Origin of the sequence: Deinococcus sp. KSM4-11, from assembly GCF_004801415.1 — a bacterium.
Lineage (GTDB): Bacteria > Deinococcota > Deinococci > Deinococcales > Deinococcaceae > Deinococcus.
The window spans coordinates 532,263-557,514 of record NZ_SSNX01000002.1; the positions used below are offsets into that span (position 1 = coordinate 532,263).

At 67.3% G+C, this 25,252-nt stretch carries 23 protein-coding genes; 9 read left to right on the forward strand and 14 right to left on the reverse strand.

The window, feature by feature from the left end; genetic code table 11:
• Window positions 1–75: 75 nt before the first annotated feature.
• The 4 genes from E7T09_RS22230 to E7T09_RS09485 all read left to right on the forward strand — a co-directional run bounded on the left by E7T09_RS22230 (window position 76) and on the right by E7T09_RS09485 (window position 4,705).
• Window positions 76–1,296 carry a hypothetical protein gene (locus E7T09_RS22230; protein WP_136388914.1) on the forward strand — a complete coding sequence of 407 codons (1,221 nt, stop codon included), beginning with the start codon at window positions 76–78 and terminating at the stop codon, window positions 1,294–1,296.
• Between the two features lie 153 nt (window positions 1,297–1,449).
• Window positions 1,450–2,946, forward strand: a complete 1,497-nt coding sequence (locus E7T09_RS09475) for an O-antigen ligase (RefSeq protein WP_136388915.1) — start codon at window positions 1,450–1,452, stop codon at window positions 2,944–2,946.
• Window positions 2,943–3,722, forward strand: coding sequence for a WecB/TagA/CpsF family glycosyltransferase (locus E7T09_RS09480; RefSeq protein WP_205746972.1), 780 nt, complete (start codon window positions 2,943–2,945; stop codon window positions 3,720–3,722). The genes E7T09_RS09475 and E7T09_RS09480 overlap by 4 nt, the downstream gene beginning before the upstream one ends.
• 170 nt (window positions 3,723–3,892) lie before the next feature.
• Window positions 3,893–4,705, forward strand: coding sequence for a hypothetical protein (locus E7T09_RS09485; RefSeq protein ID WP_136388916.1), 813 nt, complete (start codon window positions 3,893–3,895; stop codon window positions 4,703–4,705).
• 100 nt (window positions 4,706–4,805) lie between these two features.
• Here the strand turns inward: E7T09_RS09485 and E7T09_RS09490 are convergent, their stop codons facing one another.
• From E7T09_RS09490 to E7T09_RS09500, 3 genes are all read right to left on the reverse strand, one after another.
• A complete protein-coding gene (locus tag E7T09_RS09490; protein ID WP_136388917.1) occupies window positions 4,806–5,789 on the reverse strand; it encodes a WD40 repeat domain-containing protein in 984 nt (327 codons plus the stop codon).
• A gap of 209 nt (window positions 5,790–5,998) precedes the next feature.
• Complete coding sequence (locus tag E7T09_RS09495) at window positions 5,999–8,539, reverse strand: Ig-like domain-containing protein (protein WP_136388918.1); 2,541 nt, start codon at window positions 8,537–8,539, stop codon at window positions 5,999–6,001.
• 199 nt (window positions 8,540–8,738) lie between these two features.
• Complete coding sequence (locus E7T09_RS09500; protein ID WP_136388919.1) at window positions 8,739–10,145, reverse strand: phosphoglucomutase/phosphomannomutase family protein; 1,407 nt, start codon at window positions 10,143–10,145, stop codon at window positions 8,739–8,741.
• Between the two features lie 149 nt (window positions 10,146–10,294).
• On the opposite strand from E7T09_RS09500, the gene E7T09_RS09505 reads away from it, so the two are divergent.
• The 5 genes from E7T09_RS09505 to E7T09_RS09525 all read left to right on the forward strand — a co-directional run bounded on the left by E7T09_RS09505 (window position 10,295) and on the right by E7T09_RS09525 (window position 15,295).
• Window positions 10,295–11,350 (forward strand): mannose-1-phosphate guanylyltransferase, encoded by a 1,056-nt coding sequence (locus E7T09_RS09505; protein WP_136388920.1) that lies wholly within the window; start codon window positions 10,295–10,297, stop codon window positions 11,348–11,350.
• Between the two features lie 72 nt (window positions 11,351–11,422).
• On the forward strand, window positions 11,423–12,493 hold the full coding sequence (gene galE, locus E7T09_RS09510) for a UDP-glucose 4-epimerase GalE (protein WP_136388921.1): 1,071 nt from the start codon (window positions 11,423–11,425) through the stop codon (window positions 12,491–12,493).
• A 90-nt stretch (window positions 12,494–12,583) separates the two neighbouring features.
• Window positions 12,584–13,630 carry a GDP-mannose 4,6-dehydratase gene (gene gmd / locus E7T09_RS09515; RefSeq protein WP_136388922.1) on the forward strand — a complete coding sequence of 349 codons (1,047 nt, stop codon included), beginning with the start codon at window positions 12,584–12,586 and terminating at the stop codon, window positions 13,628–13,630.
• Window positions 13,630–14,586, forward strand: a complete 957-nt coding sequence (locus tag E7T09_RS09520; RefSeq protein ID WP_136388923.1) for a GDP-L-fucose synthase — start codon at window positions 13,630–13,632, stop codon at window positions 14,584–14,586. Before gmd ends, E7T09_RS09520 begins: the two co-directional genes overlap by 1 nt.
• Window positions 14,587–15,034: 448 nt before the next feature.
• Window positions 15,035–15,295 carry a cold-shock protein gene (locus tag E7T09_RS09525; RefSeq protein ID WP_136389026.1) on the forward strand — a complete coding sequence of 87 codons (261 nt, stop codon included), beginning with the start codon at window positions 15,035–15,037 and terminating at the stop codon, window positions 15,293–15,295.
• Between the two features lie 120 nt (window positions 15,296–15,415).
• Here the strand turns inward: E7T09_RS09525 and E7T09_RS09530 are convergent, their stop codons facing one another.
• From E7T09_RS09530 to E7T09_RS09580, 11 genes are all read right to left on the reverse strand, one after another.
• Window positions 15,416–15,916, reverse strand: coding sequence for an ankyrin repeat domain-containing protein (locus E7T09_RS09530; protein WP_136388924.1), 501 nt, complete (start codon window positions 15,914–15,916; stop codon window positions 15,416–15,418).
• A 128-nt stretch (window positions 15,917–16,044) separates the two neighbouring features.
• Window positions 16,045–16,947: a hypothetical protein gene (locus E7T09_RS09535; RefSeq protein ID WP_136388925.1), complete on the reverse strand. Its 903-nt coding sequence runs from the start codon at window positions 16,945–16,947 to the stop codon at window positions 16,045–16,047.
• Window positions 16,948–17,032: 85 nt separating this feature from the next.
• A complete protein-coding gene (locus E7T09_RS09540) occupies window positions 17,033–17,887 on the reverse strand; it encodes a fumarylacetoacetate hydrolase family protein (RefSeq protein ID WP_136388926.1) in 855 nt (284 codons plus the stop codon).
• A 133-nt stretch (window positions 17,888–18,020) separates the two neighbouring features.
• Entirely contained in the window at window positions 18,021–18,773 is a 753-nt protein-coding gene (locus E7T09_RS09545) for an SDR family oxidoreductase (protein ID WP_205746973.1), read from the reverse strand.
• A 20-nt stretch (window positions 18,774–18,793) separates the two neighbouring features.
• Complete coding sequence (locus E7T09_RS09550; RefSeq protein ID WP_136388927.1) at window positions 18,794–19,789, reverse strand: aldo/keto reductase; 996 nt, start codon at window positions 19,787–19,789, stop codon at window positions 18,794–18,796.
• Between the two features lie 9 nt (window positions 19,790–19,798).
• Window positions 19,799–20,122, reverse strand: coding sequence for an L-rhamnose mutarotase (locus E7T09_RS09555; protein WP_136388928.1), 324 nt, complete (start codon window positions 20,120–20,122; stop codon window positions 19,799–19,801).
• 17 nt (window positions 20,123–20,139) lie between these two features.
• Window positions 20,140–21,330, reverse strand: a complete 1,191-nt coding sequence (locus tag E7T09_RS09560; RefSeq protein WP_205746974.1) for a UxaA family hydrolase — start codon at window positions 21,328–21,330, stop codon at window positions 20,140–20,142.
• Window positions 21,331–21,472: 142 nt separating this feature from the next.
• On the reverse strand, window positions 21,473–21,820 hold the full coding sequence (locus E7T09_RS09565; RefSeq protein ID WP_136388930.1) for a UxaA family hydrolase: 348 nt from the start codon (window positions 21,818–21,820) through the stop codon (window positions 21,473–21,475).
• Window positions 21,817–22,707 carry an amidohydrolase gene (locus tag E7T09_RS09570; protein WP_136388931.1) on the reverse strand — a complete coding sequence of 297 codons (891 nt, stop codon included), beginning with the start codon at window positions 22,705–22,707 and terminating at the stop codon, window positions 21,817–21,819. The genes E7T09_RS09565 and E7T09_RS09570 overlap by 4 nt, the downstream gene beginning before the upstream one ends.
• 4 nt (window positions 22,708–22,711) lie before the next feature.
• Window positions 22,712–23,683 carry an ABC transporter permease gene (locus tag E7T09_RS09575; protein ID WP_136388932.1) on the reverse strand — a complete coding sequence of 324 codons (972 nt, stop codon included), beginning with the start codon at window positions 23,681–23,683 and terminating at the stop codon, window positions 22,712–22,714.
• Between the two features lie 46 nt (window positions 23,684–23,729).
• Window positions 23,730–25,193, reverse strand: a complete 1,464-nt coding sequence (locus E7T09_RS09580; protein ID WP_136388933.1) for a sugar ABC transporter ATP-binding protein — start codon at window positions 25,191–25,193, stop codon at window positions 23,730–23,732.
• Window positions 25,194–25,252: the final 59 nt, after the last annotated feature.

Genomic DNA, 25,252 nt, shown 5'->3' on the forward strand with positions numbered 1-25,252 from the left:
GGCAGCTCATGATGTGGCGGCCCGGCGTGGCAAAGGCAGGTGGTCATGGGGTTCAGAGGCCCGCGCGGGAAGCCCGTGCAGCGCGCAACAATCAGCTGGTCTACGGTCGTGCTGGTCGGCTGTCTATGTGGTCAGGGTGAATCGGCCACCACCATCAAGTACGCCGGGCCGATCACGATTTTCAAGGGCGGGGTGTACCGGGGCAACTGGGAAAGCCAGAACGCGATGGTGCCAGCCGTGACCATCACCACAGCCCAGCCGGTGACCATCGAATACTCGAACATCCGCAGCCGTGGACAACTGATATACAGCGCGTTCAAGAAGGCCAATGTCACCGTGCGGAATACGCGTGGCGAGGCCCTGAATCCGGGCCGGCCCATCAAGGAGCACCGCGCGCCCGGACGCTTCGTGCACCTTGAAGAGTTCGGCAGCGTCCTGATCCAGAACAATGAGATGATCGGCACGTCTGGAATCTACTTGCGCGCCTACCGCGGCCTGGCCACCCTCAAGCAGACGGTCAAGGTGCTGCGCAACAAGGCCCGGAACATCGACGGCCGGTACAGCACCGGCAAGGATCAGTTTTCCGACACGCAGTTCCAGGTCGCGCAGTTCGTGCAGTTCAACCAGGTGCAGCACATCTCCGGAGCTGAGATCGCCTGGAATGAGGTCATCAACGAGCCCGGCAAGAGCCGCACCGAGGAAGTCATCAACATGTTCCTGTCGAGCGGCGTTCCAAGCAGCCCGATCAAGATTCACGACAATTACATCCAGGGTGCCTACAACGTGCAACCCACCAAGCTGCGCTACGACGGCGCGGGGATGAACATCGGCGACGGGTCGTCGAAGACGGTGGCCGGCGCTGCCGGGTACGTCCATGCCTTCAACAACCAGCTTGTGGGCACGAACTCCGGCATCGCCCTGTCGGCCGGACATGACCTGCTGGCGTACAACAACCGTCTGGTTTCCAGCGGCTTCCTGCCCGATGGCCGGCTGATCACCGGTCAGAATGTCGGCGTGTACGTCTGGGACATGCGTGGGAATAAACGCTACAGAACCTTCTTCAACAACATCGCCCGCGACAATGTGATCGGCTGGGCCAATCCCCGCCGGGGCAAACTCGTGCAGAACCCCACGTGGTTCCCGGACTGCGCCGTCGGGGACAGCGGGCTCACGCTCTGCCGGAACAACGTCTCGCTGCCCGGTCCCATCACGCTCCGGATGGAACAGCAGGAAGCGGCTCGCTGGCAGGCGAAACTGAAGTCCAACGGCATCCGGATCGGAGTTCTCCCGAAATAATCCGGGGGAGTCGCCGCCCCTGGGGGCTGGATACCTTCCGTTAACGCAGGGCATGATTCTCTGTGCTCAGGACGTGGTGCGGCGCACGCTGGTCTGTGACGGCCGCGCCACACATGACGCCCGGAATCCCCTCGTCCCTCCCTGGAGTGCTTCATGACCCTGCCCATCCCTGAACCCCCTGCGCGTCGGCTGCGCCCCGTCCGGCCCGTTCATACCGCCGTGATCGTCGTGGCAGCGCTGGCCGTGGGCCTGCTCGCCACCCAGCAGTTGACCCTGGCCGTCCTGGCGGGCGTGGGGCTGCTCGCCCTGACCTTCTTCGTGCAGGTCGGTCAGCGTCTGCCCGCCTACGCGATGGCGCTGGTGGGAATCTCACTGGCCGGCTACGCCTTCCTGGGACGCGGGTACGCCTACTTTGGGGTGCCTCCACTGTTCATCGGGGAACTCACCATGATCCTGGGGGTGCTCGGCGCTGGCATGGCGCTGTGGCAGGGCACGCGCCTGCGGCACACCTGGGGCCTCGCGGCGCTGGTCGTGGTCTTCATCCTCGTGGGGCTACGCAGCACCGTCCCGCATTACTCCCAGTACCACCTCGATGCCATCCGCGACGCGGCGACGTGGTACTACTCGCTGTTCGCCCTGATCGTGGCCGTGCTGGTCGTCCAGCAGGGTCGGCTCAAGTGGGCGATCGACCGCTACGGCACGCTCATTCCGTACCTGCTGGTCTTCGGACCCATCGCCCTGTGGACGACCAACCTGGTGCATTCCAAGATTCCCACTTGGCCCACCAGCGGCGGGGAGATCCTGTACGTCAAGGCGGGCGACCTGGCCGTCCATCTGGCCGGCATGATGGGCTTTCTCCTGCTGGGGCTCGCGCGGGTGCGGGTGTCCGCGCCCTCCGTGATCCAGTCGGTGCTGTCCAGACGGCATGAATGGTGGTGGTGGACCGTGTGGCTGCTCGGCACGGCCGGCCTGATCAGCAGCCGCGCCTCACTGCTCTCGATCATCGCGGCGCTGGCGTGCATCCTCGCCTTCCGGCCGCTGGCGCGGTGGGGCAAACTGCTGTTCGTGGCGGCGGCGATCTTCTCGCTGCTGGTCGTCATCAATCCCCGCTATGAAACCAGGAGCGGCCGTGAACTTTCCATCGACGGCCTGATGATCGCCCTGGAGAGCGTGGCGGGCGGCACCGGCGACACCGCCGTGGACGGCACCCGCACGTGGCGCCTGAACTGGTGGCACAAGATCGAGGGCTACACCCTGCATGGCGATTACTTCTGGACCGGGAAGGGCTACGGCGTCAACCTCGCAAACTCCGACGGCTTCCAGGTGCATGCCGACCAGTCGCTCCGCAATCCGCACTCCATCCACTTCTCGATCCTGGGCCGCTCCGGAGTGCCCGGACTGGCCAGCTGGATCGTGCTGAACGGCGCGTTTGCCTTCAGCCTGTTCCTGGCCTTCGTGCGCGCCCGGCGCCAGGGGCAGATCATGTGGGCGAACGTCCACCTGTGGCTGCTCTCGTACTGGCTGGCCTTCATCGTGAACGCCTCGTTCGACGTCTATATCGAAGGGCCGCAGGGCGGCATCTGGTTCTGGAGCGTCATGGGCTTCGGGATAGCGGCGCTGGAGCTGTACCGGCGCGGGGAGGAACTATGACGACCATCACTTCGGGCCTACCGGCCCCCACCCACCGCGAGATTCTCGGAATGCGTGTGGACGCCACCGATTATGCCGATGCCACGGAACGCATTGCCCGCTGGGCCGCCCAGGGCGAATCCCGCTACGTGTGCTGCTCGAACGTGCACATGGTGATGGAAGCCCATGACAGCGTGGAATTCAAACAGGTCGTGAACAACGCCAGCCTGGTGACCGCCGACGGTGTGCCGCTGGTCTGGGCCCTCAAGGCCCTGAAAGTTCCGAACGTGAGTCGCGTCTACGGTCCGGAGCTCACCATGCACGTGTGCGAGCGGGCCGCGCGCGACGGTCTGCCCGTCGCCCTGTACGGTGGAACCCCCGAGAGCCTGGAGGCCTTCGCGGCGGTGCTGCGCGAGCGCTTCCCCGGTATCCAGCTGCCCTGCCTGATCTCGCCTCCGTTCCGCACGCCCACCGCCGAGGAGGACGCCGAGTACACGCGGCAGATCGTGGAGTCCGGCGCACGCATCGTCATGGTGGGTATCGGCTGCCCCAAACAGGAACGCTGGATGGCCGCCCACGCCGGCCGGATCCCGGCGGTCATGCTCGGCATCGGGGCCGCCTTCGATTTCCATTCCGGACGGGTGCGGCAGGCGCCTGGCGCCCTGCAACGCATGGGTCTGGAATGGCTGTTCCGGCTGGTGATGGAGCCCCGGCGCCTGTGGAAGCGGTATGCGCGGCACAATCCCCGGTTCGTGGGCCTGTTCCTGAAGCAGTTGCTCGGCTCCCGCACCGGCTGAGCGGCCCCCGGCGGGGGCACCATGCACTTCAGCGTTATGTTTACGGCAGGGACGTCAAGCTGGTGATCGAGATGAGGTACGCGCCGTCCTTCCGTGACCACCCAAAAGGAACTTCTATGATTGACTCCGTTCAGCGCCCGCGCGCCCTTGATGTTGACACCCTTCCCGTGATGAGTACGCTGGCACGGTCTGCCTTCCCGATCGTGGGAGCGGCTGTCCTGGCGGGTGTGCTGGGCTACGTCGTGACCTCGGGGCAACCAAAGGTGTACCAGGCCGGAAGTTCCGTGCTGGTCAGCTCCAGCAACAACAACCAGCTGGGTGACAGCCTGTACTCGGCTCCGGCACTGCCTCAGGGCGCGCTGCGACAGGCCCTGATCTCTCCGGCAGTCGTGCTCGACGTGATCAGCCGAGTTCAAGCCTCCGGCCTGCCGCAGGGTCAGATCAGCACCATCGTGACCAGCCTGAAGAGCGAGATCACCGCCGACAGCGTCAAATCCCTTCAGCTCGTGACTGAGAACGAGACGAACAACGGCGGCGTCTACACCATCAATGGCCGGGCGGGCACCCCCGCCGCCGCCCGCGTCCTGGCCAACGCCGCCGTGACCTCCCTGGTCGCCTGGGACACCAAGCGTGCCCAGGCCCGCATGGCCAAGGCCCGTGCCAGCCTCCAGCAGCAGCTGACGGCCTTGAACACCGAGACGCCCGACAACAACATCAATGCCTCGGCCTACCAGGACACCCGCGCCCGCCTGCTGCAGGATCTCGCCCTGGTCGGTGCGTCGGTCAGCAGCGCAGCCGGCACCCTGGACGTCGTCTCGCCAGCCATCGATCCGTCCGGCTCCGTCGCGCCCCGTCCGCTGCGCAGCGCGCTGCTCTCCGCCCTGCTGGCCATGCTGACCGCCACGGCCCTGGCCCTGCTGCTCGCGAACCTGCGCCAGACCCCCAGTACCGAGATGCGGCCTGAACGGTACACCGGCCGCTGACCGTAGCGGCGCCCTCTCAACCACGTCAAGCGTAGAGCCTCCCGATCTGATCGTCGGGAGGCTTCTCACTGGCCATCAGATGTGTGCAGCTCAGGCCCTCCTAGGGAGAACCGGTCTTCAGCTGCCAGAGGTTGACCTGTCGCACACTTCCGGCGGCAAGCAGGCCGCGCGTGCCGAAACTCAGGGCCTTGATGCTGTCCTGCATGCGGCCGACCTCACCGATCGCCTGGCCATCCTGGGTATTCCAGGTCAGGATGCGGCTGTCTTCTGCGCCACTGGCGAGCACCGCGCCATCTTTCGAGAACGCCAGGCTCACCACGGGAGCCGTGTGGCCCTTCAAAGTGGCTCGCGCCGCGCTGTCCGCCACGTTCCACAGGCGGACACCCGTATCCCAGCTGGCACTGGCGAGGGTCCGTCCGTTTGGACTAAAGGCCACGGCACTCACGAAATCGCTGTGCCCTGTGAGGACGCGCTCCTGCGTCAGGGTCGCCAGCCGCCACAGCCGCACACTGCGGTCGCGGCTGCCGCTGGCGAGAAAGGTGCCTGTAGGATCGAACGCCACGGACGTCACGACATCGTCATGTCCGTTCAGGGTGCTCCTCAGGTTTCCGGACATGACATTCCAGAGCTGCACCTTGTCCGCCGAACCGGGTAGAGGGTTTCCGCCACCACTTGCGAGGGTGCCACTGTCCGGACTGAAAGCCACCGACGTGACGTAGTACGCACCTGTCGCGCGATCCCACTTCTGCTGCCGGGACGGTACGTTCCACACCCGAACGTGCCCATCCGTCCCTGCCGTCGCCAGCCAGCGACCATCTGGGGAGAACGCCACGGCACTGATCCCGGCCGGTTGAACGAGTTGGCCCATCGCGTGGCCACTGCGTGTCCAGAGGTCGAGATGACCGGCGCTGTCACCTGTGGCCAAGACGTCGCCACGGGCGCTGAAGGCCACGCTCTGCACGGTGCCACTGCTGAGCGTGATCTGGGTGACTGGGGGGCTGGGCCGAGTGGATGCTGGAGCGGCGGCAAGGCTGGCACCCACCAGCAAGGGAAGAAGGAGTGTCCAGCGGTTCATGGTGGGCATGGTGGTCACCTAGGGGAAGGAAGAGGAAACTGCTCCCCTCCAGTGTGGACGTCCTTGATGATGAAGCGCTGACCACGCATGATCGCGAACTCATGCGCCCCAGATGCTGGCCTGCGGCCTTCAATAGCTCAGTGTGGCCCGGTGGTCGCCCTCGACAAATAAGGCCGCCCGCCAGCGTGAGCTGGTGGGCGGTGGTGCGGTGTTGGTTGTTACTTCGGCTTGGCGAGCTTGATCAGACCGTTGCCGTTCGATTCATCGAGCAGCGCGACGTACAGGTTGCCGTTGGCGCGGTTCTCGGTGATGTCCAGCGGCGAGAGGGACGTGCCGTTCCCCGCGAAGGTCAGGCCAGCTACACCAGTCTGAACCCCGGTGTCAGGGATGTTGCCGGAACTGTCCGGCGTCAGGACAATCACGTCCTTGCCGACGCTGTAACGCACCACCAGCAGCTTGTCGTTGACGTTCTGGCCGCCTGCAGTGGTGTATTCCTCGATGGCACCGTCGGCCGAAGCATGGAGGCCGAAGTTGTAGGCGAAGCCCCGCCAGTTCGCATCGGGCATGGTGCCGACCGGATAGCCGGCGTTCTGCCCGGACGCGACCACCTCGGCAGGATCGGTGACGTTGGTGGGATTCCCGCCGTTCATCACAAACTCGCAGCGCAGCGGGTTCGGGTGGCCGTAATAGCCACCCTTCACCACGCGGAACAGGTAGTCGTTCTGCACGGTCGCGTTGGTGAGCGGGGGAACAACCGGGCCATTGTAGGTGGTGCCGTTGGCGCACTGCGCCCCAGCGGTACTCCCAGGCGTGTTGCCACCGGCAGCCGAACCGTTGGTAGGCGTGTAGATGTTGCCGTTCTTGTGGAACACCAGGTCATACGCGTTCCGGATACCGGTCGCGTACAAGGTCAGGGGAGCGTTTGCGGCGTAGGAGTTATAGCCGCTGGAATCCGCGACGTTGAGCGGCAGCGTCGACAGCTTGCTCAGGTCAAGCCGCAGCATGGCGCCGCTCAGCAGTGACTCGTCTCGGTTGCCCCACGTGGCGTCGCGCGCTCCCATGGCGGAGTTGCTGCCCTGCATGAAGTACAGCACGCCCGCTTCCTTCGGGTTGAAGTTCACGGAGTTGGTCATGTGATCCTTCACCGAGCGGGGCAGGCCGATCACGTAGTCCTGCACGGTATCCAGGTTCGGACCGCTCAGGAGGGTAATCTTGCCCGTGAAGTTCGCGGGCGGGTTGGACTTGTCGAGCACGTTGTAAAAGGCGTTGTTGCTGATCCATAGCTTCAGGTTGTCGGCGGTGGAGCTGGGATCGAACTTCAGGCCGATCACGGTGCGCGGGCCCTGTGCATTGATCAGGCCCTTGAGGATCTCCGGGGTGCCCAGCGTGCCGTCGGCGTTGATGGCAAAGCGCAGAATCTCCCCGGTCAGGGTCGAGGCATAGAGCTTCCCGTCCGGGCCCATCTCGACGGAGGTGTAGGCATACGTCGTGGGCACGGTGGGCAGATTCACCTGGGTGAAGGCCAGGCCACCCGTGTTGTTGCTCGCCGTGCCGGTCGTGAAGGTCGTCTCGTAGGGCAACAGCAGGAGACCGTTCACGTCTTTCACGCCGCTGCTGATCCTCAGGCGGTATTTGGTGTTCTCTTTGAGGGTCGCCGTGGGCTTCACCACGATGACGTCCCCGCCGCCCGAGGTGTTCGGGGAAATCGCCACGGCGGTGCCCGTCACGTCTTCCTTGAGGCTGACGGTGCTGCTGGTCAGCGTGGTGGAATCCAGCCCGCTGCCCTTGGCACCCGTACTGGCGATGACGTTCAGTTCCGCGCTGAATGACCCAGCCGGGTTGAACATGGTCTGTCCTTCCTGCGGGGTGGGCGTGGCGACGCTCGGGCGGTTTCCGGGGGCGATGATCACGTAATCGAGCTTGGTGTTTGTACCGCCGATGGCGTCGACCGTGATGCGACCGTCACTGACCGTGACCCGACGGGTGATGCTGGTGAAGTGCTGGGTGGCCGTCGGCGTGAAGGCCGTGATGGTTGGCTGGCTCTCCACATTGATGACATGTTTGGAATCCACTGAGTTGCTGGCATCGCCCACGGCGACCGTCACGGTGTAGGTGCCGTTGGGCACCTTGTACTCCCACGCGGCTGGTGTGGCCACGCCGCCCTGGCTAGAGCTGCCGGCCACGTACTGCATGTGGATCAGGGTGTTCAACCGGGCGTCCACGCCGGCGATCGCGCGGTCACGGGTGTTCGCGCTGATGTTCAGGCCCGTATGCGTACCCTGCGTGACCCAGCCGTAGCCGGTCGCGTCGGAGTAGGCGCCGCCGCTGTCGACCACATACCCGGCGGGCGCGGTTGAGGTCGACGGCTGGAAGTTGATCTTCACGCCCTCGCTTGGGAAGGCGGTCGGGTCGACCTTGACCGTAGCCGTGCCACTCTGGCCCGTGTCCGTCGTAGAGGTGGCGGTGATGGTTGCAGTGCCGGCCTTGATGCCCTTGGCCACGCCGTTGCCGTCCACAGTGACAATGGTGGTATCGCTCGACTTCCAGGTCACAGCCTGACTGAAGGATCCCGTACCTGTCACCGTGGCGCTGAAGGCCACAGTGTCGGCGGGACGCACAGTGGCGTTCGGAGGCGACACACTGACACCAGTGACAGTGCCGCTCGATCCGCCGGGCGGGTTGCACGCCGTCATCAGGGCGGTCAGGAGGAAGGCGGAGGCGGTGATCTGGCGGGCGGGCAGGCTGGAGAGTCGTCTCATCAGAGGGGAAAAATCCTTTGTGGGGGTGCGGGGCAAGGGCGCCACGGGCCGGATTTAGGTGTGCAAGCCGGTGGCGGGCCGTCTGGGCGAGGCTAGCGGCCCCATCGCTAAGCAATCGCTTCACTTGCACGCCCCACACGTTCATGAAGGCTGACTTCAGGCTTGCTGAGAGTCGCCTGAGCGGCCATGACGGCTTCGGTCAGTGCACGAAACGCCGCGCGAGTTCCTCGAGCTGGCGTAGGGTGGCCTGCACCTCGTCCGGGCTGGGGGCTTCCACGTACAGCCGCACCACCGGCTCGGTGCCCGAGGCGCGTACCATGCCGAAGCCTCCGTCGAAGACCAGTTTCACGCCATCGAGCGTCACGACCTCCGTGACTGGGTGGTGGAGCAGCGCCTTCGTGGCCATAGTGGCCTGCTTCAGTCCCTCGCGGTCGAGGTCGCCCGACAGGTGAAGATCCACGCGGTCGTAATGGTGCTGCATGCCGGTCAGCGCCTCGATCTCCGCGAACTGCTCTCCGAGGCCCTTGCCACTCGCCGCGACCGTCTCCAGCAGCAGCAGGCCATTGAAGAGCCCATCACGTTCCGGCAGCCAGCCCTGGACGCCGATTCCGCCCGATTCCTCCCCGCCGATCAGCACGGCCTTCGCGGGATCGGCGTCGCCCTCCAGGAAGGCTTCGGTGATGTACTTGAAGCCCACCGGGGTCTGCACGACTTCCAGTCCGTGGTGGTCGGCCAGCCGCTGGATGATGCCGCTGGTCGACACCGTGCGGATCACGCGGCCGCGCTTGCCCTGCTTCGCGAGGTGGTGCAGCAGCACGGCAAAGATCTGGTGCGAGTTGAAGAAGCGGCCGCCAGCGAGCACCGCGCCCACCCGGTCGGCGTCCCCGTCGGTGATCACCGCGAAGGCCGGCCCGGGCACGTCCCGCATGGCGTCCATCGTGGCGCCGAGGTTCGACTCGATCGGTTCGGGATTGACGCCCCCGAACAGGGGGCTGGGGGTGTTCCGCAGGCCGTGGAACGGCACCGTCAGGAAACGCGCCGCGAAGGTTTCCAGCCAGCCGCTCGCGGCCCCGTGCATGGCGTCGTGGTACAGCGGTACGCCCGCCCGGTTGATCGCGCCCAGGTCGATGTGTTCACTGATCGCCCGCAGGTACTCCTCCTGCACGGACGTCTCGGTCAGGGTGCCGCCCGGTGCTGGGGCCGCGGGCGCGTCGATGCGGCGCTCGACCTCGCTCACCAGGGCGGGAGTGGCGCTTCCCCCGTATGGGCCCTTGAGTTTGTAGCCCTGGTAGATCGGCGGGTTGTGGCTGGCGGTGATCATCACGCCGCCCGCCCGCCCCTCGGTCTTCACCGCATACGACAGCGCGGGCGTGGGCGTCGGCCCCTTCAGGAGCGTCACGTCCAGCCCGGCCGCCTGCAGGGTCTCGGCGGCCGCTCGCGCGAAGCGGTCACCGAGAAAGCGCGTGTCGTGCGCCACGGCCGCCGTCGTCCCGCCCGTCTCCTTGAGGGCCAGCGCGTGGGCCAGCGCCACGCGGCGCGTATTGGCGACCGTGAACTCGTCGGCGATCACGCCTCGCCAGCCATCCGTACCGAATGTCAACTTCATCACCCGACAGGGTAGCCTGTCAGGGGAAGCGCTTCCCGAGAATGTTCCCATCGTTCGGGGGCCGTCGGTGCCATCATGGGGGGGGCTGCAGCGGCCCCGCGCGGGCACGCTCCTCCCTCCCGATCTCACCGTCCCAACAAGGAGTGACGATGTTCTACCCGGTGATCCTGGCTGGTGGCAGCGGCGAGCGGTTCTGGCCCCTGTCCCGCAAAAGCAAACCCAAGCAGTTCCTGACCCTCGAAACGGGCGGCCGTTCCCTGATTCAGGTGACCGCCGCCCGCCTGAGTGCCCTGAGTGACGGTATGGAGCAGTTGATGGTCGTCACCGCGAACGACCAGCGCAGCAACGTTCTGGAGCATCTGCCGGACCTGCCCCTGGAAAACCTGCTGGTCGAACCCGTCGCGCGCGACACGGCCGCCGCGATCCTGTACGGCGCGCTCACCATTGCCAAGGACGACCCGGACGCCATCATGGGCGTCTTTCCGGCCGATCACCGCGTGGACGATCCGGAGGCCTTCAACGCCGTGATTCAGAAGGCCGTGGCGCACGCCACGGCACACGACGACCTGATCACCATCGGCATGACGCCCGCCTACCCTGCCACCGGCTACGGCTACATCGAGCTCGGCGCGGAGGTCGGCAGCGGCATCCACCGCGTGGCGCGTTTCACCGAGAAGCCCGACGCCGACACGGCCCGGGCGTTCCTGGCGACCGGCAACTTCATGTGGAACTCCGGCATGTTCATCTGGCGGGTGCAGAGCATTCTCAGGGCCTTCGAGACGCTGGTGCCGGAGCTGTACACCCCGATGGCCGAGGCCGCGAAAGTCCGGGGCGGTCTGCGCGCCGTGTACCCGAACCTGCCGAAGATCAGCGTCGATTACGCGATCATGGAACGGGCCCAGAACGTGGTCGTGATTCCCGCCTCCTTCGGCTGGGACGACCTGGGCGACTGGAACGCCCTGGAACGCCTGCTCAAGGGGGACGGCAGCAACGTCACGGTGGGGCGCACCGTCAGCCTCGATACCGGCGGGGCGATCATGTACACCACCGGCGGCGACGATCTGATCGCCACCATCGGCCTGGAGGATGTGGTCGTGGTGCGCGCCGGAGACGTCACCCTGGTCGTGCGCAAGGACCGCACGCAGGACATCAAGCAGGTCGTGCAGCAGCTCAAGAAGTCCCCCGAGCTCGAACGCTTCGCGTGACGTGGCGTCTGCCCCCGCCGGGGGAACAGCCGGAGCGCTGAGCAGCGCTGACCCCCCTGTTAAGCTCCGGGTATGACCACGCTTTCACCGCCCGCCCCGCTCACCGTGCTCGTCACGGGCGGGGCGGGCTACATCGGTTCCACGGTCTGTTCGGCGCTGGAAGACCGTGGCCACACGCCGGTCGTGCTGGACTCGTTGGTGCAGGGCCGTGAGGAATTCACGCGCGGCCGCCCCTTCTACCGCGGGGACATTGCGGACACGGCCCTCGTGGAGCGGATCCTGGAGGCGCACCCGCAGATCGGCGCGGTGATTCATCTCGCGGCCCTGATCGTGGTGCCGGAGTCGGTGGAGCAGCCGGGCCGCTACTACCGGGCGAACGTCGCGGGCGCCCTGGCCCTGTTCGATACCCTGATCGGGCGGGGCGTGCGGCGGCTGCTCTTCTCATCCAGCGCCGCCGTCTACGACGCCTCGGCCACCATGACCGTGTCGGAAGACAGCCCCCTGCGGCCCCTGAGCCCCTATGCCCGTACCAAGGCGATGACCGAGCAGATCCTGGAGGACGTGTGCCGCGCGGGCGGCGCCCGTGGGATTGCCCTGCGGTACTTCAACCCGGTCGGGGCCGATCCGCAGCTGCGTTCCGGGCCGTACCTGCGCCAGCCGTCACACGTGCTGGGCCGCATCATGGAGGCCGCCGCCGGGCGCTCGCCCGTGTTCAACATCACCGGCACGGATTTCGATACCCGTGACGGGACAGGCCTGCGCGACTACATTCACGTCTGGGATCTGGCGCAGGCGCATGTGCAGGCGGTGGAGTCCTTCGATGTGATCTTCGCCAGGGCCGCCACAGCGGGCATGGACGACACCTTCCTGCCGATCAACCTCGGCACCGGGCAGGGCGTGACGGTTCGCGAACTCGTGCAGGCGTTCGGAAGGGCGTCTGGTGTGCCCCTGACTGCGGGCAAGGCGCCCCGTCGGCCCGGCGACTCGGCCGGAGCGTGCGCCGTGATCGACCGGGCGCGCACCCTGATGGACTGGGCACCGCAGCTGTCCACCGAGCAGGCAATCCGCGACGCGCTCGCGTGGGAGCGCCACCGCGCCACGGTGCTCGCCGGTGTTGAGCCGTCGCGCGCCCCATTAGCGTGACAGTAACGCGAAGTGTGGCCTGATACGGCACAGTAGGCGGCCAGCACACGCGGCCATACCGGAGCCGCTCGGAAGGACAGGAGTTACACCATGAAGAAAGCACTGCTGACGGGAATCACTGGACAGGACGGCTCGTACCTGACCGAACTGCTGCTCTCCAAGGGCTATGAAGTGCACGGCATCATCCGCCGCGCCTCGACCTTCAACACAGACCGCATCGACCACCTGTACAAAGATCCCCACGAGAGCGGCGCGAAGATGCTCCTGCACTACGGTGACCTCTCGGATGCCAGCGGCCTGCGCCTCCTGATCGAACGTGTCCAGCCCGACGAGGTGTACAACCTGGGCGCACAGAGCCACGTGAAGGTCAGCTACGACCAGGCCGAGTACACCGCCGACGTGACCGGCCTGGGCACCCTGAGATTGCTGGAAGCCATCCGTGACTATCAGGACCGCACGGGCAAGCAGGTGCGCTTCTACCAGGCCAGCTCCAGCGAGATGTTCGGGGCCGCGCCCCCACCGCAGGGCCTGCACACGCCCTTCCACCCGCGCAGCCCCTACGCGGTCGCCAAGGTGTACTCGTACTGGCAGACCGTGAACCACCGCGAGGCGTACGACATGTACTCCTGCAACGGCATCCTGTTCAACCACGAGTCCCCCCGGCGCGGCGAGACCTTCGTGACCCGCAAGATCACCCGCGCGGTCGGCCGCATCAAGCTGGGCCTGCAGCCCAAGCTGTACCTGGGCAACCTGGAAGCCAAGCGCGACTGGGGCCACGCCCGCGACTACGTGGAAGCCATGTGGATGATGCTCCAGCAGGACAGCCCCCGCGACTACTGCATCGCGACCGGCGAGGCGTACTCGGTGCGGGAGTTCGCGCAGCGGGCCTTCGACCTCGTGGGCCTGGACGCCGACGAGTACATCGAGATCGATCCCCGCTACTTCCGCCCGGCCGAAGTGGATTACCTGCTCGGCGACGCCACCGAAACCCGCGAGGCGCTTGGCTGGACGCCCAAGACGTCCTTCGCGCAGCTCGTGCAGGAAATGGTCGACCATGACCTGGAACTCGCCACGCAGGAACGCACCCTGATCGACGCTGGCCACCAGATCGCCCTCAAGGGCGTGGGGAACACCTGATGCCGGTGCTGCAGCCGGACTCGCGGATCTACGTGGCCGGGCACCGTGGCCTGGTGGGCGGAGCGATCCTCAGCCGCCTCCAGGCGGCCGGGCACACGAACCTCATCACCCGCACCAGCCGCGAGCTGGATCTGCGTGACCAGGCCGCCGTGCGCGACTTCTTCGCCGCCGAGCGCCCTCAGTTCGTGTTCCTTGCGGCTGCGAAGGTGGGCGGGATTCTCGCGAACTCCACGTACCCCGCGCAGTTCCTGTTCGACAACCTGATGATCGCCGCGAACGTCATCAATGCCGCCCACGAACACGGCGTCACCAAACTGCTGAACCTGGGATCCAGCTGCATCTACCCGCGTCTGGCCCCGCAGCCCCTGAAAGAAGAGTACCTGCTGACTGGCCCGCTGGAGGACACCAACCGCGCATATGCCGTGGCGAAGATCGCCGCCATCGAACTGTGCGACTCCTACCGCACGCAGTACGGTGCGGACTTCATCTCGGGCATGCCAACCAACCTCTACGGCCCCGGCGACAACTTCGACCTGAAGGGCTCGCACGTGCTGCCCGCGCTGCTGCGCAAGATGATCGACGCCAAGGAAGCGGGGGCAAAGACCGTCGAGGTCTGGGGGTCGGGGACGCCCCTGCGTGAATTCCTGTACGTGGATGACCTCGCCGACGCCTGCCTGTTCCTGATGGAACGGGTGTCGGAGCCCGGCCCGATCAACATCGGCACCGGCGAGGATCTCACCATCCGCGACCTGGCGCACCTGATCGCGGATGTGGTCGGCTTCCAGGGTGATCTGGCGTTCGATGCCAGCAAGCCCGACGGTACGCCGCGCAAGTTGATGGACGTCTCCCGACTGGCGGCTCTGGGCTGGAGTGCCCACACCGGCCTGCGTGAGGGCCTGGAGAAGACCTACGCCTGGTATCTGGCCCACCGCGAGGAAGCGCTCACCACCCGCTGACGCGCCACCGTTTCCCAGACGCCCGGTCAGCGCCGGGCGTTCTGTCATTTGTGGAGAGGCGACGGAATGAACCCACGGCGGAATGGTGCCTGAGCGCCGTATCACTCGGATCAGGAGTTCCCTATGGTTTATCTGGCCTGACGGGCCCGACTGCAACCCGTCGAGATCTCGCCGTTCGACCCACCTGTCGACTATGTCCGGATTGCCCTGTACCGCGGACAGACCTGTGCATCTCATGCTGCCAACGGGCAAAATCGCACCAGAACTCCGTGAAGCAGATCTGGTCAACGGTGCGCCTGCGGGCTGTCGAGGTGACCTGCTCGGATGGGTGTACATGTGGGCCGACATGAACTACAATGCTCAGGTAGTTTTCCTTCACGACGCGAATCAGGCGGCGCCAGGTAACCACCCGGTGCCGCCCCGTCTATGGAAGACCAAGGAGTATAAGATGGCTGCAGGGAAAGTGAAATGGTTCAACGCGGAAAAAGGATTCGGATTCATCGAGACGCCCGGGAGCCCGGACGTGTTCGCGCACTTCAGCGCAATCCAGAGCACCGGCTTCAAGAAGCTCAACGAAGGTGACGAAGTCGAATTCGACGTCGAACCCGGCGAACGTGGCAAAGGCCCCCAGGCCAAGAACATCGTGGTGACCAAAGCTGCGCCCATGGGCGAGAGCAGCCGTCCTGCGCGTCGCGACGACCGCTGGTAACAGCACACCTATTCAGGAAGGAGCCCTCGCGGGCTCCTTCTTTTTATGGTTCGTCTGGACTGACCTGCTGCAAAGGGCCAGGTCGACCGGCACCATCCTGAATCCCCGAGGACACTTCCTTCAGGCTCCGATCAGCGCTTCGAGTTGCCGGGTGGTGGCGTGGGCGCCCATGGTGCGGGCGGCGTCGAGGGCAGTGGCTCCCCCAGGGTCACGTGCGTGCACGTCTGCGCCACGCACGATCAAAACCTCTACCAGATCCGTCCGGTCAAACATCGCCGCCAGCATGAGCGCCGTGCGCCCGTTGCCGCCCCGCCCTTCCACGGCCGCGCCATGGTCGAGCAGCAGTTCCAGCATCTCGCGGTTCCCCTTGAACGCGGCCCCCTGCAGGGGCGTCTGGCCCTGGTCGTTGCCGACATCCGGGTCAGCCCCGCGTTCGAGCAGCAGGCGGGTCGTGTCGAGCAGGCCGTGGTAACTGGCAAGCATGACCAGCGAGTCGCCCTTCTCGTTGCGAAGGGTGGCCGGCACCCCTTGGTCGAGCAGGCCGCGTAGGGCGGCGGTGTCACCGCTCCGGACGTGGGTAAAGGCCGCCTGCAGCAGGGCCAGAATCGCGTCGTCATCCATACCTGTGGCCTCCAGCACCTCAGGCGGGCGGAGCCGGCCAGTCGGTGATCCCTGTAAAGATACCGCTCGAGTCCCATCCTGCCGCGTCCTCAGACTGGACGGATCCAGAGTCAACGGTTTACTCGTCCTCAGGAACTGGGCCGGGTGGAACGCCGCTTGGCTTCTGGCGTGGGATCGTCTGCTCCCACCGCCTGACGGGCCAGAGTCACCGCCCGCTCGAAGGCCAGCGGATTGCTGAAGCCGGCGTCGGCCGCCTGCAGGGGATAATCCCGCAACGCGGAGCGGCGCAGGCCACTGGGAGGCAAAAACGCCAGCCCGGCCCGCTGACACGACTGGAAGATCCGCAGGCGCAGCGCATCCTGCGAGTCGTAGGGGAAGATCCGGCGACCCGAGAAGGTCTCCAATTGCATCGGCCCGCCCTGCTGCGCGAGCATGTCGTCCAGGGCCCGCAGGGTCGGGTCGTCCAGGCGGGTGGCCGTACGGTGACGCAGCAGGGTGCCGCTTTCAGGCTGGTAGGCGCTCCAGCGGGCGGTCAGGATCTCCGTGACCTGCACGGCGTGGTGCGTCAGAAGCAGCAGCGCCGCCGTGAGGGCCGCGTCCTTCTGGGCGCGCGCCTCGGCGATCAGCGCCTCGATGTCCGCCCGTGTGGGCAGCGGCGTCTTCCCAGTCTCGCCACTGGGAGCCGCGTAATCCAGCAGGGGATCGATGTACAGCAGGCCCTGGGCGCGCAGGTCACGGTAGAGGGTGCGCAGCGCGCTCAGGCGAGACACGACCGAGTTCGGCTTGGCGGGCGTTCCGTTCTCGTTGGTGGTCAGGGTACGCCGAAGCCACGGGTGGAAGTCGTCCGGGGGAACGAGCAGGTTGATGTGCTCGCTCTCGGCCGCGCGGAACACGCGCACAAGGTTCGCGCGGCGCTGCTTGGTCGCGCGCGCGCCGCCATGGGCAGTGAGGGTGTTGAGCAGGGTGTCGAGGTCGTAGCTTTTCAGGGCCTGCGTGAGTGTCAGGGCGACGGGGTCGGGCGTGGCAGTCATGACGTCCTCCGTAGCCAGAGGATACACGACTGGATATGCAGGCGGTCAAGCTTCAACAGGCAAGGGCCTCACCCCGCGCCTCACCTCATGGCGCGGTCTCGAAGGCCCGTACCTGCTGGGTCTGCACCCCCAGGCCCTCAATGCCGAGCTTCATGACCTGGCCGGCGCGCAGGTACTCGGGCGGCGTGCAGCCCAGTCCTACGCCGTGCGGCGTGCCGGTGCTGATCACGTCGCCCGGGTGCAGGGTCATGAAGTCGCTGACGTAACTGACGATCTGCGCCACGGTGAAGATCATGTTCGCAGTGGTGCCGTCCTGACGGCGCACCCCATCCAGGTCGAGCCACAGGCGCAGCGCCTGCGGATCCGGCACCTCGTCGCGCGTGACCAACCATGGTCCCAGCGGCCCGAAGGTATCGCAGCCCTTGCCCTTGTCCCACGTGCCGCCCCGCTCGATCTGGAATTCGCGTTCCGAGAGGTCGTTGATCACGCAGTATCCCGCCACGAAGTCCAGGGCCTGGGCCTCCGTGACGTGCTTGGCCGCGCGGCCGATCACCACGCCCAGTTCGACCTCCCAGTCGCTCTTGACGCTGCCGCGCGGCAGGATCACGTCGTCGTCCGGCCCCTGGATGCTGCTGGTCGCCTTCATGAACAGGATCGGTTCGGCAGGGTAGGGAGCCCCGGTCTCGTCGGCATGGTCGCGGTAATTCAGGCCGATGCACACGAACTTCCCCACGCCCGCCACGCACGGTCCCAGGCGGCCCGGCGTGGCCACGACCGGCAACGTGTCCGGATCGAGCGCCCGCAGCCACGCCAGGGTGGCGTCGTCCAGGGTGCCCGGTCCGAGATCCGGGATCAGGGAAGACAGGTCGCGGAGCTGTCCGCCGGCATCGAGCAGTCCCGGCCGTTCGTGGCCCGCCTCGCCGTAGCGCAGCAGTTTCATGCGGCTCCCGATGAACCGGCTTCGGAGACACTTGAACCTCCGAGCGGCTGCGGGCAGGGAACCATACCGGCTTCGCGGAATGAAACCGCAAGTGGCATGTTCCCGGTTGTGGCGCCGTCAAGCAGAGTCCGTATCAGTTCGACCACCCCCCGTCGATCACGTGAACCTGCCCGGTCGTGAACGCGGACTCGTCACTCAGCAGGTACGCCGCGAGCGCCGCGACCTCACCTGGCGTGCCGACCCGGCCCATCGGCTGCCGGGCCACGAATTCGGCCTCGACGACCTCGCGGGCCACGCCGCGCGCCTGCGACTGCTCATCCACGCGCCCGCGCCACGACGGCGAATCCACGGTGCCGGGGCAGATGGCGTTGGCGCGCACGCCGCGCGTCACGTAGTCGGCGGCGACGGCCTTGGTCATGCCGATCAGGGCCGCCTTGGTCGCGCCGTACGCGAAGCGGTTCGGGGCGCCCTTCACGCTGGAGACCACGCTGGCGATGTTCACGACGCTGCCCCCCTGCGCGAGCAGCAGCGGCACGGCGGCGCGGGTGGTGTGGTAGGCGGCGTCCACGTTCAGCGTGAAGGCGCGGCGCCACTCGGGTTCATCGCAGGCCAGGATGTCCCCGTGGGGCACCATCCCGGCGCAGTTCACCAGCCCCTGGAGGGCATCCAGGCCTCCGATCAGCGTGCGGATGGCCGCGCCGTCGGTCACGTCCAGCGCTTCCAGGCGGCCCGGCAGGCCGTCCAGGAGCCCGTGCCGCAGGTCCGTGGCGATCAGATCCGCGCCCTCGGCGGCCAGCCGCTCGGCGATGGCGCGGCCGATGCCCTGGCCCGCCGCCGTCACGAGAATGGTTTTTCCGGTCAGTCGTTTCATGGATGGCTCGGTCATGGGCTCCTTTGAAGGGCGGGTCATCGGGCGCTCGCCGTCGGGGGTCGGGGCAGGGGGGCGGCCGGATCGATCAGGCCCTGGGCGCGCAACTCCGTCCACAGGGCCCCGGGCACGGCGGTCTGGAGTGCCGCCACGTTCTGCAGGATCCGCTCCGGATGGTGATCCGCGACCAGCACTGACGCCACCGCCGGATGCCCGTAGACGAACTGGAGGGCCGCGGTGGTCAACGGCACGCCGTGCGCCGCGCAGACCTCCTGGAGCCGTAGCGCGCGCTCCAGCACGCCCTCTGGCGCGGCCGCGTAGTTGTAGTTCGCGCCGGGTCGGGGGTTGGCGAGCAGGCCGGAGTTGAACACCCCGCCGATCACCACCCGCGCGCCGCGCCGCGCACACTCGTCCATGAACGGCAGCGACTCCTGTTCCAGCAGCGTGTAGCGGCCCGCCAGCAGGAAGGTGTCGAAGTCCCCGGCGCGCACCAGTTCCAGCGGCAGCTGCCACTCGTTCATGCCCGCCCCGAAGCCCCGGATGGCGCCCTGGTCGCGCAGGTCCACCAGCGCCCGGTGCGCGCCGGCCATCAGCTCGCGCACGCCCACCCCGACCACGTCCGGATCGTGGATGAACAGCACGTCGATGTGAGCCACACCCATACGCTCCAGACTCTCCTCGTACGAGCGCATCACGCCGTCGTACGAATAGTCGTACACGACGTTTCTGGGCGTGTTCACCTCGAAGGCCCCGATCTGGCTGGCGTGGGGTGGGACGTCCTCGCGCAGCAGGCGGCCCACCTTGCTCGACAGCTGCCAGCCGTTCTTGTCACGCAGGAACGCACCGAGGCGCTCCTCGGCCAGCCCGCGGCCGTACCACGGAGCCGTGTCGTAGTAGCGCAGGCCGGCGTCCCACGCGGCCTGGAAGACCTGCTCCGCCTCGGCGTCGCTCACGGCGCGGCGCAGGTTGCCCTGCGTGCCGGTGCCCAGGCCCAGGGGGGGCAGGTGGAGGGGGAACGTGGCGGGTTCAGTCATGGGTGTCCTTCATTCGAGGAGAAACACGGGCGTCATGGTCGACCACCACTCGCCGGGCCGGGCGCCCGGCACGGGTTCCTGACAGGGATCGGTGTGGGTCCACCACTCGCGCGTCTTCGGATCGCGGGCAATCTCGGCCTGCGCTTCCTCCCACGAGTTCCCGTGGAATTCCAGGTACGAGAACAGCGTGTCGCCATGCAGGAAGATCGAGTAGTTGCTCACCCCCACGCGCCTCAGGGTCGCCATGACCTCCGGCCACGGGTTCGCGTGCAGGCGCAGGTACTCGTCACGGTGCTCGGGTCTCAGGCGGATGACGCTGGCGATTCGCTGCATGGCCGGAACCGGCGCTGTCACGCCAGCGGCAGGCACGCCGGCCCGCTCGGCTCGAAGGTCTTGTACGTCAGCACGAACTCCTGGTGGCCGAGTTCCTCGCTGACACTCTGACGACCGCTCGCCACGGCCTCGACCAGATCGACGATCTCCTGCGAGACCTGCGGCAGGGTGGCCCCGCCCTCCAGGATCTTGCCCGCGTTCACGTCCATGTCCTCGCTCATGCGTCGGTAGGTCTCGGGGTTCGCGCAGACCTTGATAACCGGACTGATGGCGCTGCCCACCACGCTGCCCCGCCCGGTCGTGAACAGGATCAGGTGCGCGCCCGAGGCGATCATCTCGATGTTCTCGGCGGTGTCGTTGATGTTCGGGAAGCCGAAGCGCACCTCGCCGTCCGGGATGACGTCCATCAGGTACAGGCCCGGCGCGGGCGCCCGCTCGCCGGGACGGATCAGACCGTGGATGGGGCCCAGACCGCTTTTCGCATACGCCCCCAGCGACTTCTCCTCCTGGGTGGTCAGGCCGCCGTCGGCGTTGCCCGGCGCGAAGCTGCCGTGCCCGAGCGTGGTGTAGTACCGCGCCGCCTTGTGCACCGAGTCGACCAGCGCCTGCCCCAGCTCCGGCGTGATCGCGCGGCCCGCCATGTGGTGCTCGCAGCCGATCAACTCGCCCGTCTCCTCGAAGATGCAGGTCGCGCCCCGCTCCACCATGGTGTCGAAGGCCCCGCCGACCGCCGGGTTGGCACTCATGCCGCTGGTGCCGTCTGACCCGCCGCACACCGTGCCGACGATCAGCTCCGACCAGTCGAGCGGCACCTGCGGCACACGGTCGAGTGCCGTCCGGGCCTCACGGATCCACGCCACGCCCTCGCGGGTGGTCGAGCGGGTGCCGCCGCGCTCCTGGATCACCAGCGTCTGCACCGGGCGGCCCGAGGCGCGCACGGCGTCCTCCAGCCGGTGGCGGTTGAAGCCCTCGCAGCCCAGCGAGACCAGCAGCACGCCGCCCACGTTCGTGTGGGTGCACAGCTGTTCCATCAGGCCCTGCGCGTAGGCGTTGGGGTAGCAGCCGGAGAAGCCGATCAGCTGCACGTCGTGCCCCCGCGCCTGCACGCTGATCTCGCGGGCGACGTGGTGCGCGCACTCGACCAGATACCCGACCAGGATGACGTTGCGGATGCCCTTGCGGCCGTCCTGGCGCAGGTAGCCCTTCACGGGCGTACCGCCGGCAGCGTGAGCCGGGAACCGGGCGCTCCGAGCGGCGGGCGCGGCGCGGCCGAGGAGGCGATCCAGGAACTGCGGGATGAGGCAACAATCGGCGCTGTCCCGGTGGTCGCCGCACGAAACGGGGAATAGGTCATACGTGGTCCTCTGTGGGTGGGGGGTCGTCCGTGGGGCCGGTCGTCACGAAGTCATTGCCAGAGTCGAGGGTGTACGTGTGCAGGTAGTCACTCTGAAGGTTGTGCAGGTGCACGTGCTCGCCCGCCTGCGCGGTGTGGGTCATGGAGCCGATGGGCGCGCCGTAGCGGAAGACCCGGTCGCCTGCCCGCAGGTCGGTGCGCGCGAGCTTGTGACCCAGCGCGACCGAGGTGCGAACCAGCAGCGGTGTCCCCGCCACGTCCACAGTCTCACCCGCCTGGATGGCCCGGCACGCCACCACGATGGTGTCGTCCGGGTGGAGCAGCAGTACGGCGTGCGCGGTCATGGATGGGCCTCCTTGGACGTGGACGTGGGGAACAGGCCCAGGCGGTAGACCCGGTCGGCCGTTCCCGCCCAGAAGCCGTGCGCCCGGGCGGAATCGAGGGGCGGCAGCGTGGCGCGCAGGGCGTCCAGCGTCGTGGCGTAGTCGGCCGCCAGCGTCGAGACGGGCCAGTCGCCGCCGTACATCAGCCTCGACGGCCCGAAGAGATCGAAGGCGTGGGCTACGGCCCGCCGCAGGGAGCCACGGTCCTGGCCGGGCCGCAGGCGGGTCAGCAGGCCCGAGACCTTCGCCGTCACGTTCGGCAGCGCGGCCAGGGCCGCCAGGTCGTGCGACCAGGCGTACAGGTCGTCGTCGGCCAGGGGTGGGTTGCCCAGGTGGTCGAGGATCACGCTGAGATCTGGGTGGTCGGCCACCACCTCGGCCGCCAGCGGAAGCTGTTCCGGGCGCAGCACGAGATCCAGACTCAGGCCCAGACCCGCCAGGGCGTCCAGCGCCCTCCCGACGTCGGCCCGGGCCAGCCAGTCGCCCTGCGGGATGTCGTGGGTCAGGTGGCGCACGCCCCGCAGGCGGTCGTCCAGCAGCGCCTCCTGAGCGGCGTCCAGACCGTCCGGCGCGGTCAGATCGAGCCAGCCGACCACGCCGCGCACCCACGGAAAGGCGCGGAGGATTCGCAGCGCCCAGGCCATCTCGCGCGGGTCGTGACTGGCCTGCACGTACACGCCGTGCGTGACGCCTGCCGCCAGCCGCTGCGGTTCGAGTTCGTCCAGCGTGACGACCCGGCGCAGCGATTCGTCGGCCCCGTCCAGCCAGAAATACTCGATCACCTGCGGGTTCCAGCAGTGCACGTGGCTGTCCACGATGACGTGCTGGCCCGGAACGGCGGGGATCATGCCCTCAGCCCTCCCGCCGCTTGCGCAGCTGGTCGAGGTACACGATCACGGCGATCAGCAGGCCGGTGATGATCTGCTGCCAGAACGGGTCGACGCCCAGCAGGTTCGCGCCGTTGGAGATAGTGGTGATCAGCAGCGCGCCCAGGATGGTGCCGAACACGCCGCCCTCGCCGCCGAACAGGCTCGACCCGCCGATCACGCTCGCGGCGATCGAGTCCAGCTCGTACCCGGTGCCGGCGGTCGGAACGCCCACCCCGATGCGGCTGACGACCAGCACGCCGCCGATGGCCGCGCACAGCGCGCTGATGCCGTACACGAAGAACACCACGGCGCCGATGTTCACGCCCGAGAGCCGCGCGGCCTCCTTGTTCGAGCCGTACGCGAACACGTAGCGGCCCCAGCGGCTGCGGTGCAGCAGCACCCACCCGACCGCCGCGACCAGCAGCAGCACCACGAACAGGCTGGGCACGGGTCCCACGTTGGTGGTGGAAAAGGTCGTGAAGCCGGAGCTGGGCATGCTGATCGACTGGCCCCCCGTGAGCAGCAGCGCCGAGCCGCGCGCCACCGACAGCATGGCCAGCGTGGCGATAAACGGCGGCAGGCCCAGCTTGTGGATCGCGAAGGCGTTGATCATGCCGATCCCGAAGCCCAGCAGCAGGGCCAGGAAGATCGCGGGCACCAGCGGCATGCCGTGGCTGGCCAGCAGCGCCAGCGTCACGCCCGTGACCGCCACGACCGAGCCGACCGACAGGTCGATGCCGGCCGTGATGATCACGAAGGTCTGCCCGATGGCCAGCACGCCGCCGATGGCGGTCTGGCGCAGCAGGTTGGTGATGTTGCCCGGCGTGGCGAAGGTATCGGTGCTGAGGCCCAGCGCGATCCACACGGCCAGCAGCAGCGCGACCAGACTGAGCTGCATCAGCATCTTGACGTTCAGCGAGCGGGTGGGCTTCAGGGTGGCGTCGTTGGCGCTCATGCGGGACTCCAGCGGGAACGGGGCAGCGGGGGGCGGGCGGCGCGGCTCATCCGAGCGCCAGGTGGAGGATGTCCTCCGGGCTGGTCACGGCCGGATCGACCTCGCCGACCACCCGGCCCGCGCGCATCACGATCAGGCGGTCGCTGATCGCCATGACCTCTGGCAGGTACGACGACACCAGCAAGATGGCCTTCTTCTCCTTCACCAGGGTGGAGAACAGCCGGTAGATCTCCAGCTTGGTGGGAATGTCCACGCCGGTCGTGGGTTCGTCAAACATGAACAGGTCGGCGCCGTGGTTGAGCCACTTGCCGATCACGACCTTCTGCTGGTTCCCGCCGCTCAGCTTGCGGGCGGGCAGATCCAGCGTGGGCGTCTTGATCTTCAGGGAGTCCTTCTGCACCTGCGCGGTGCGCTGCTCGGCCGCGGCGGAGACCAGCCCGCCGCGCGCGTCGCGGTCGTAGGTGGGCAGGTTCACGTTGAACTTGATCGACTGCGACAAGCACAGGCTCTGGTGCCGGCGGTCCTCGGGGATCAGGGCCACGCCCTCCTTGAGCGCCGATTTGACATTCGCCGTGTTCAGCGTGTGGCCGCCCTTGAGCAGTTCCCCGCTGTAGGGCCGCGCGCCCGCGATTGACATCATGACCTCGCTGCGGCCCGCGCCGACCAGGCCGAAAAAGCCCAGGATCTCGCCCTCGTGCACGGTGAAGTTCACGTCCTGAAAGCCGTGGCCGCTGAGGTGGGCGGCGCTCAGCATGGGCGCGCCTCGCGGCACCTGCTCTTTGTAGTAGAAGCTCTCGATGTCGCGCCCGGCCATCAGCGACACCAGCCGCTCGCGCGTCACGGCCGCCGTGGGGCCGGAATGCACGACCGCGCCGTCGCGCAGCACCGTGACCGTATCCGACAGGTTGAAGATCTCCTCCATGCGGTGGCTGATGTACACGAAGGTGGTGCCCTGCGCGTGCAGCCGGCGGATCAGGCGTTCGAGCTGCTCGGCCTCCTGCGTGGACAGAAAAGCGGTCGGCTCGTCCAGGATCAGCAGGCGCGTGCCGCGCAGCACGGCCTTGGCGCACACCACCAGCTGCTGCTGCCCCACACTCAGGGCCGACAGCGGACTACGCGCCGAGATCTGGAAGCCCAGATCGTCCAGAAAGCGCTGGGCCTCGGCGTCCATCTGGCGCTGGATCATCAGGCCCAGGCGCGATGTCTCGATGCCCAGGTAGAGGTTCTGCGCGACGCTCAGGCTGCGGCACACCACGACCTCCTGGTGAACCGCGTCGATCCCGAGCCTCTGCGCCTGGAGTGGGGTCTGCAGGTCGGCGGGCTGGCCGTCGACCAGGATCTCGCCGGAGTCGCGGCGGTACACGCCGGTCAGGATCTTGATCAGGGTGCTCTTGCCCGCGCCGTTCTCGCCCACGATCGCGTGGATGGTGCCCTGCTCGACCGCCAGGTTGACCGCCTTCAGGGCGTGCGTGCCCGGAAAGCGTTTGTCGATCTCGCGCAATTCCAGCATGGTTCTCCTTGCGTGCAGGTCAGGGCCGCCTGCATCCAGCCCAGGCGGCCCCGACCGTC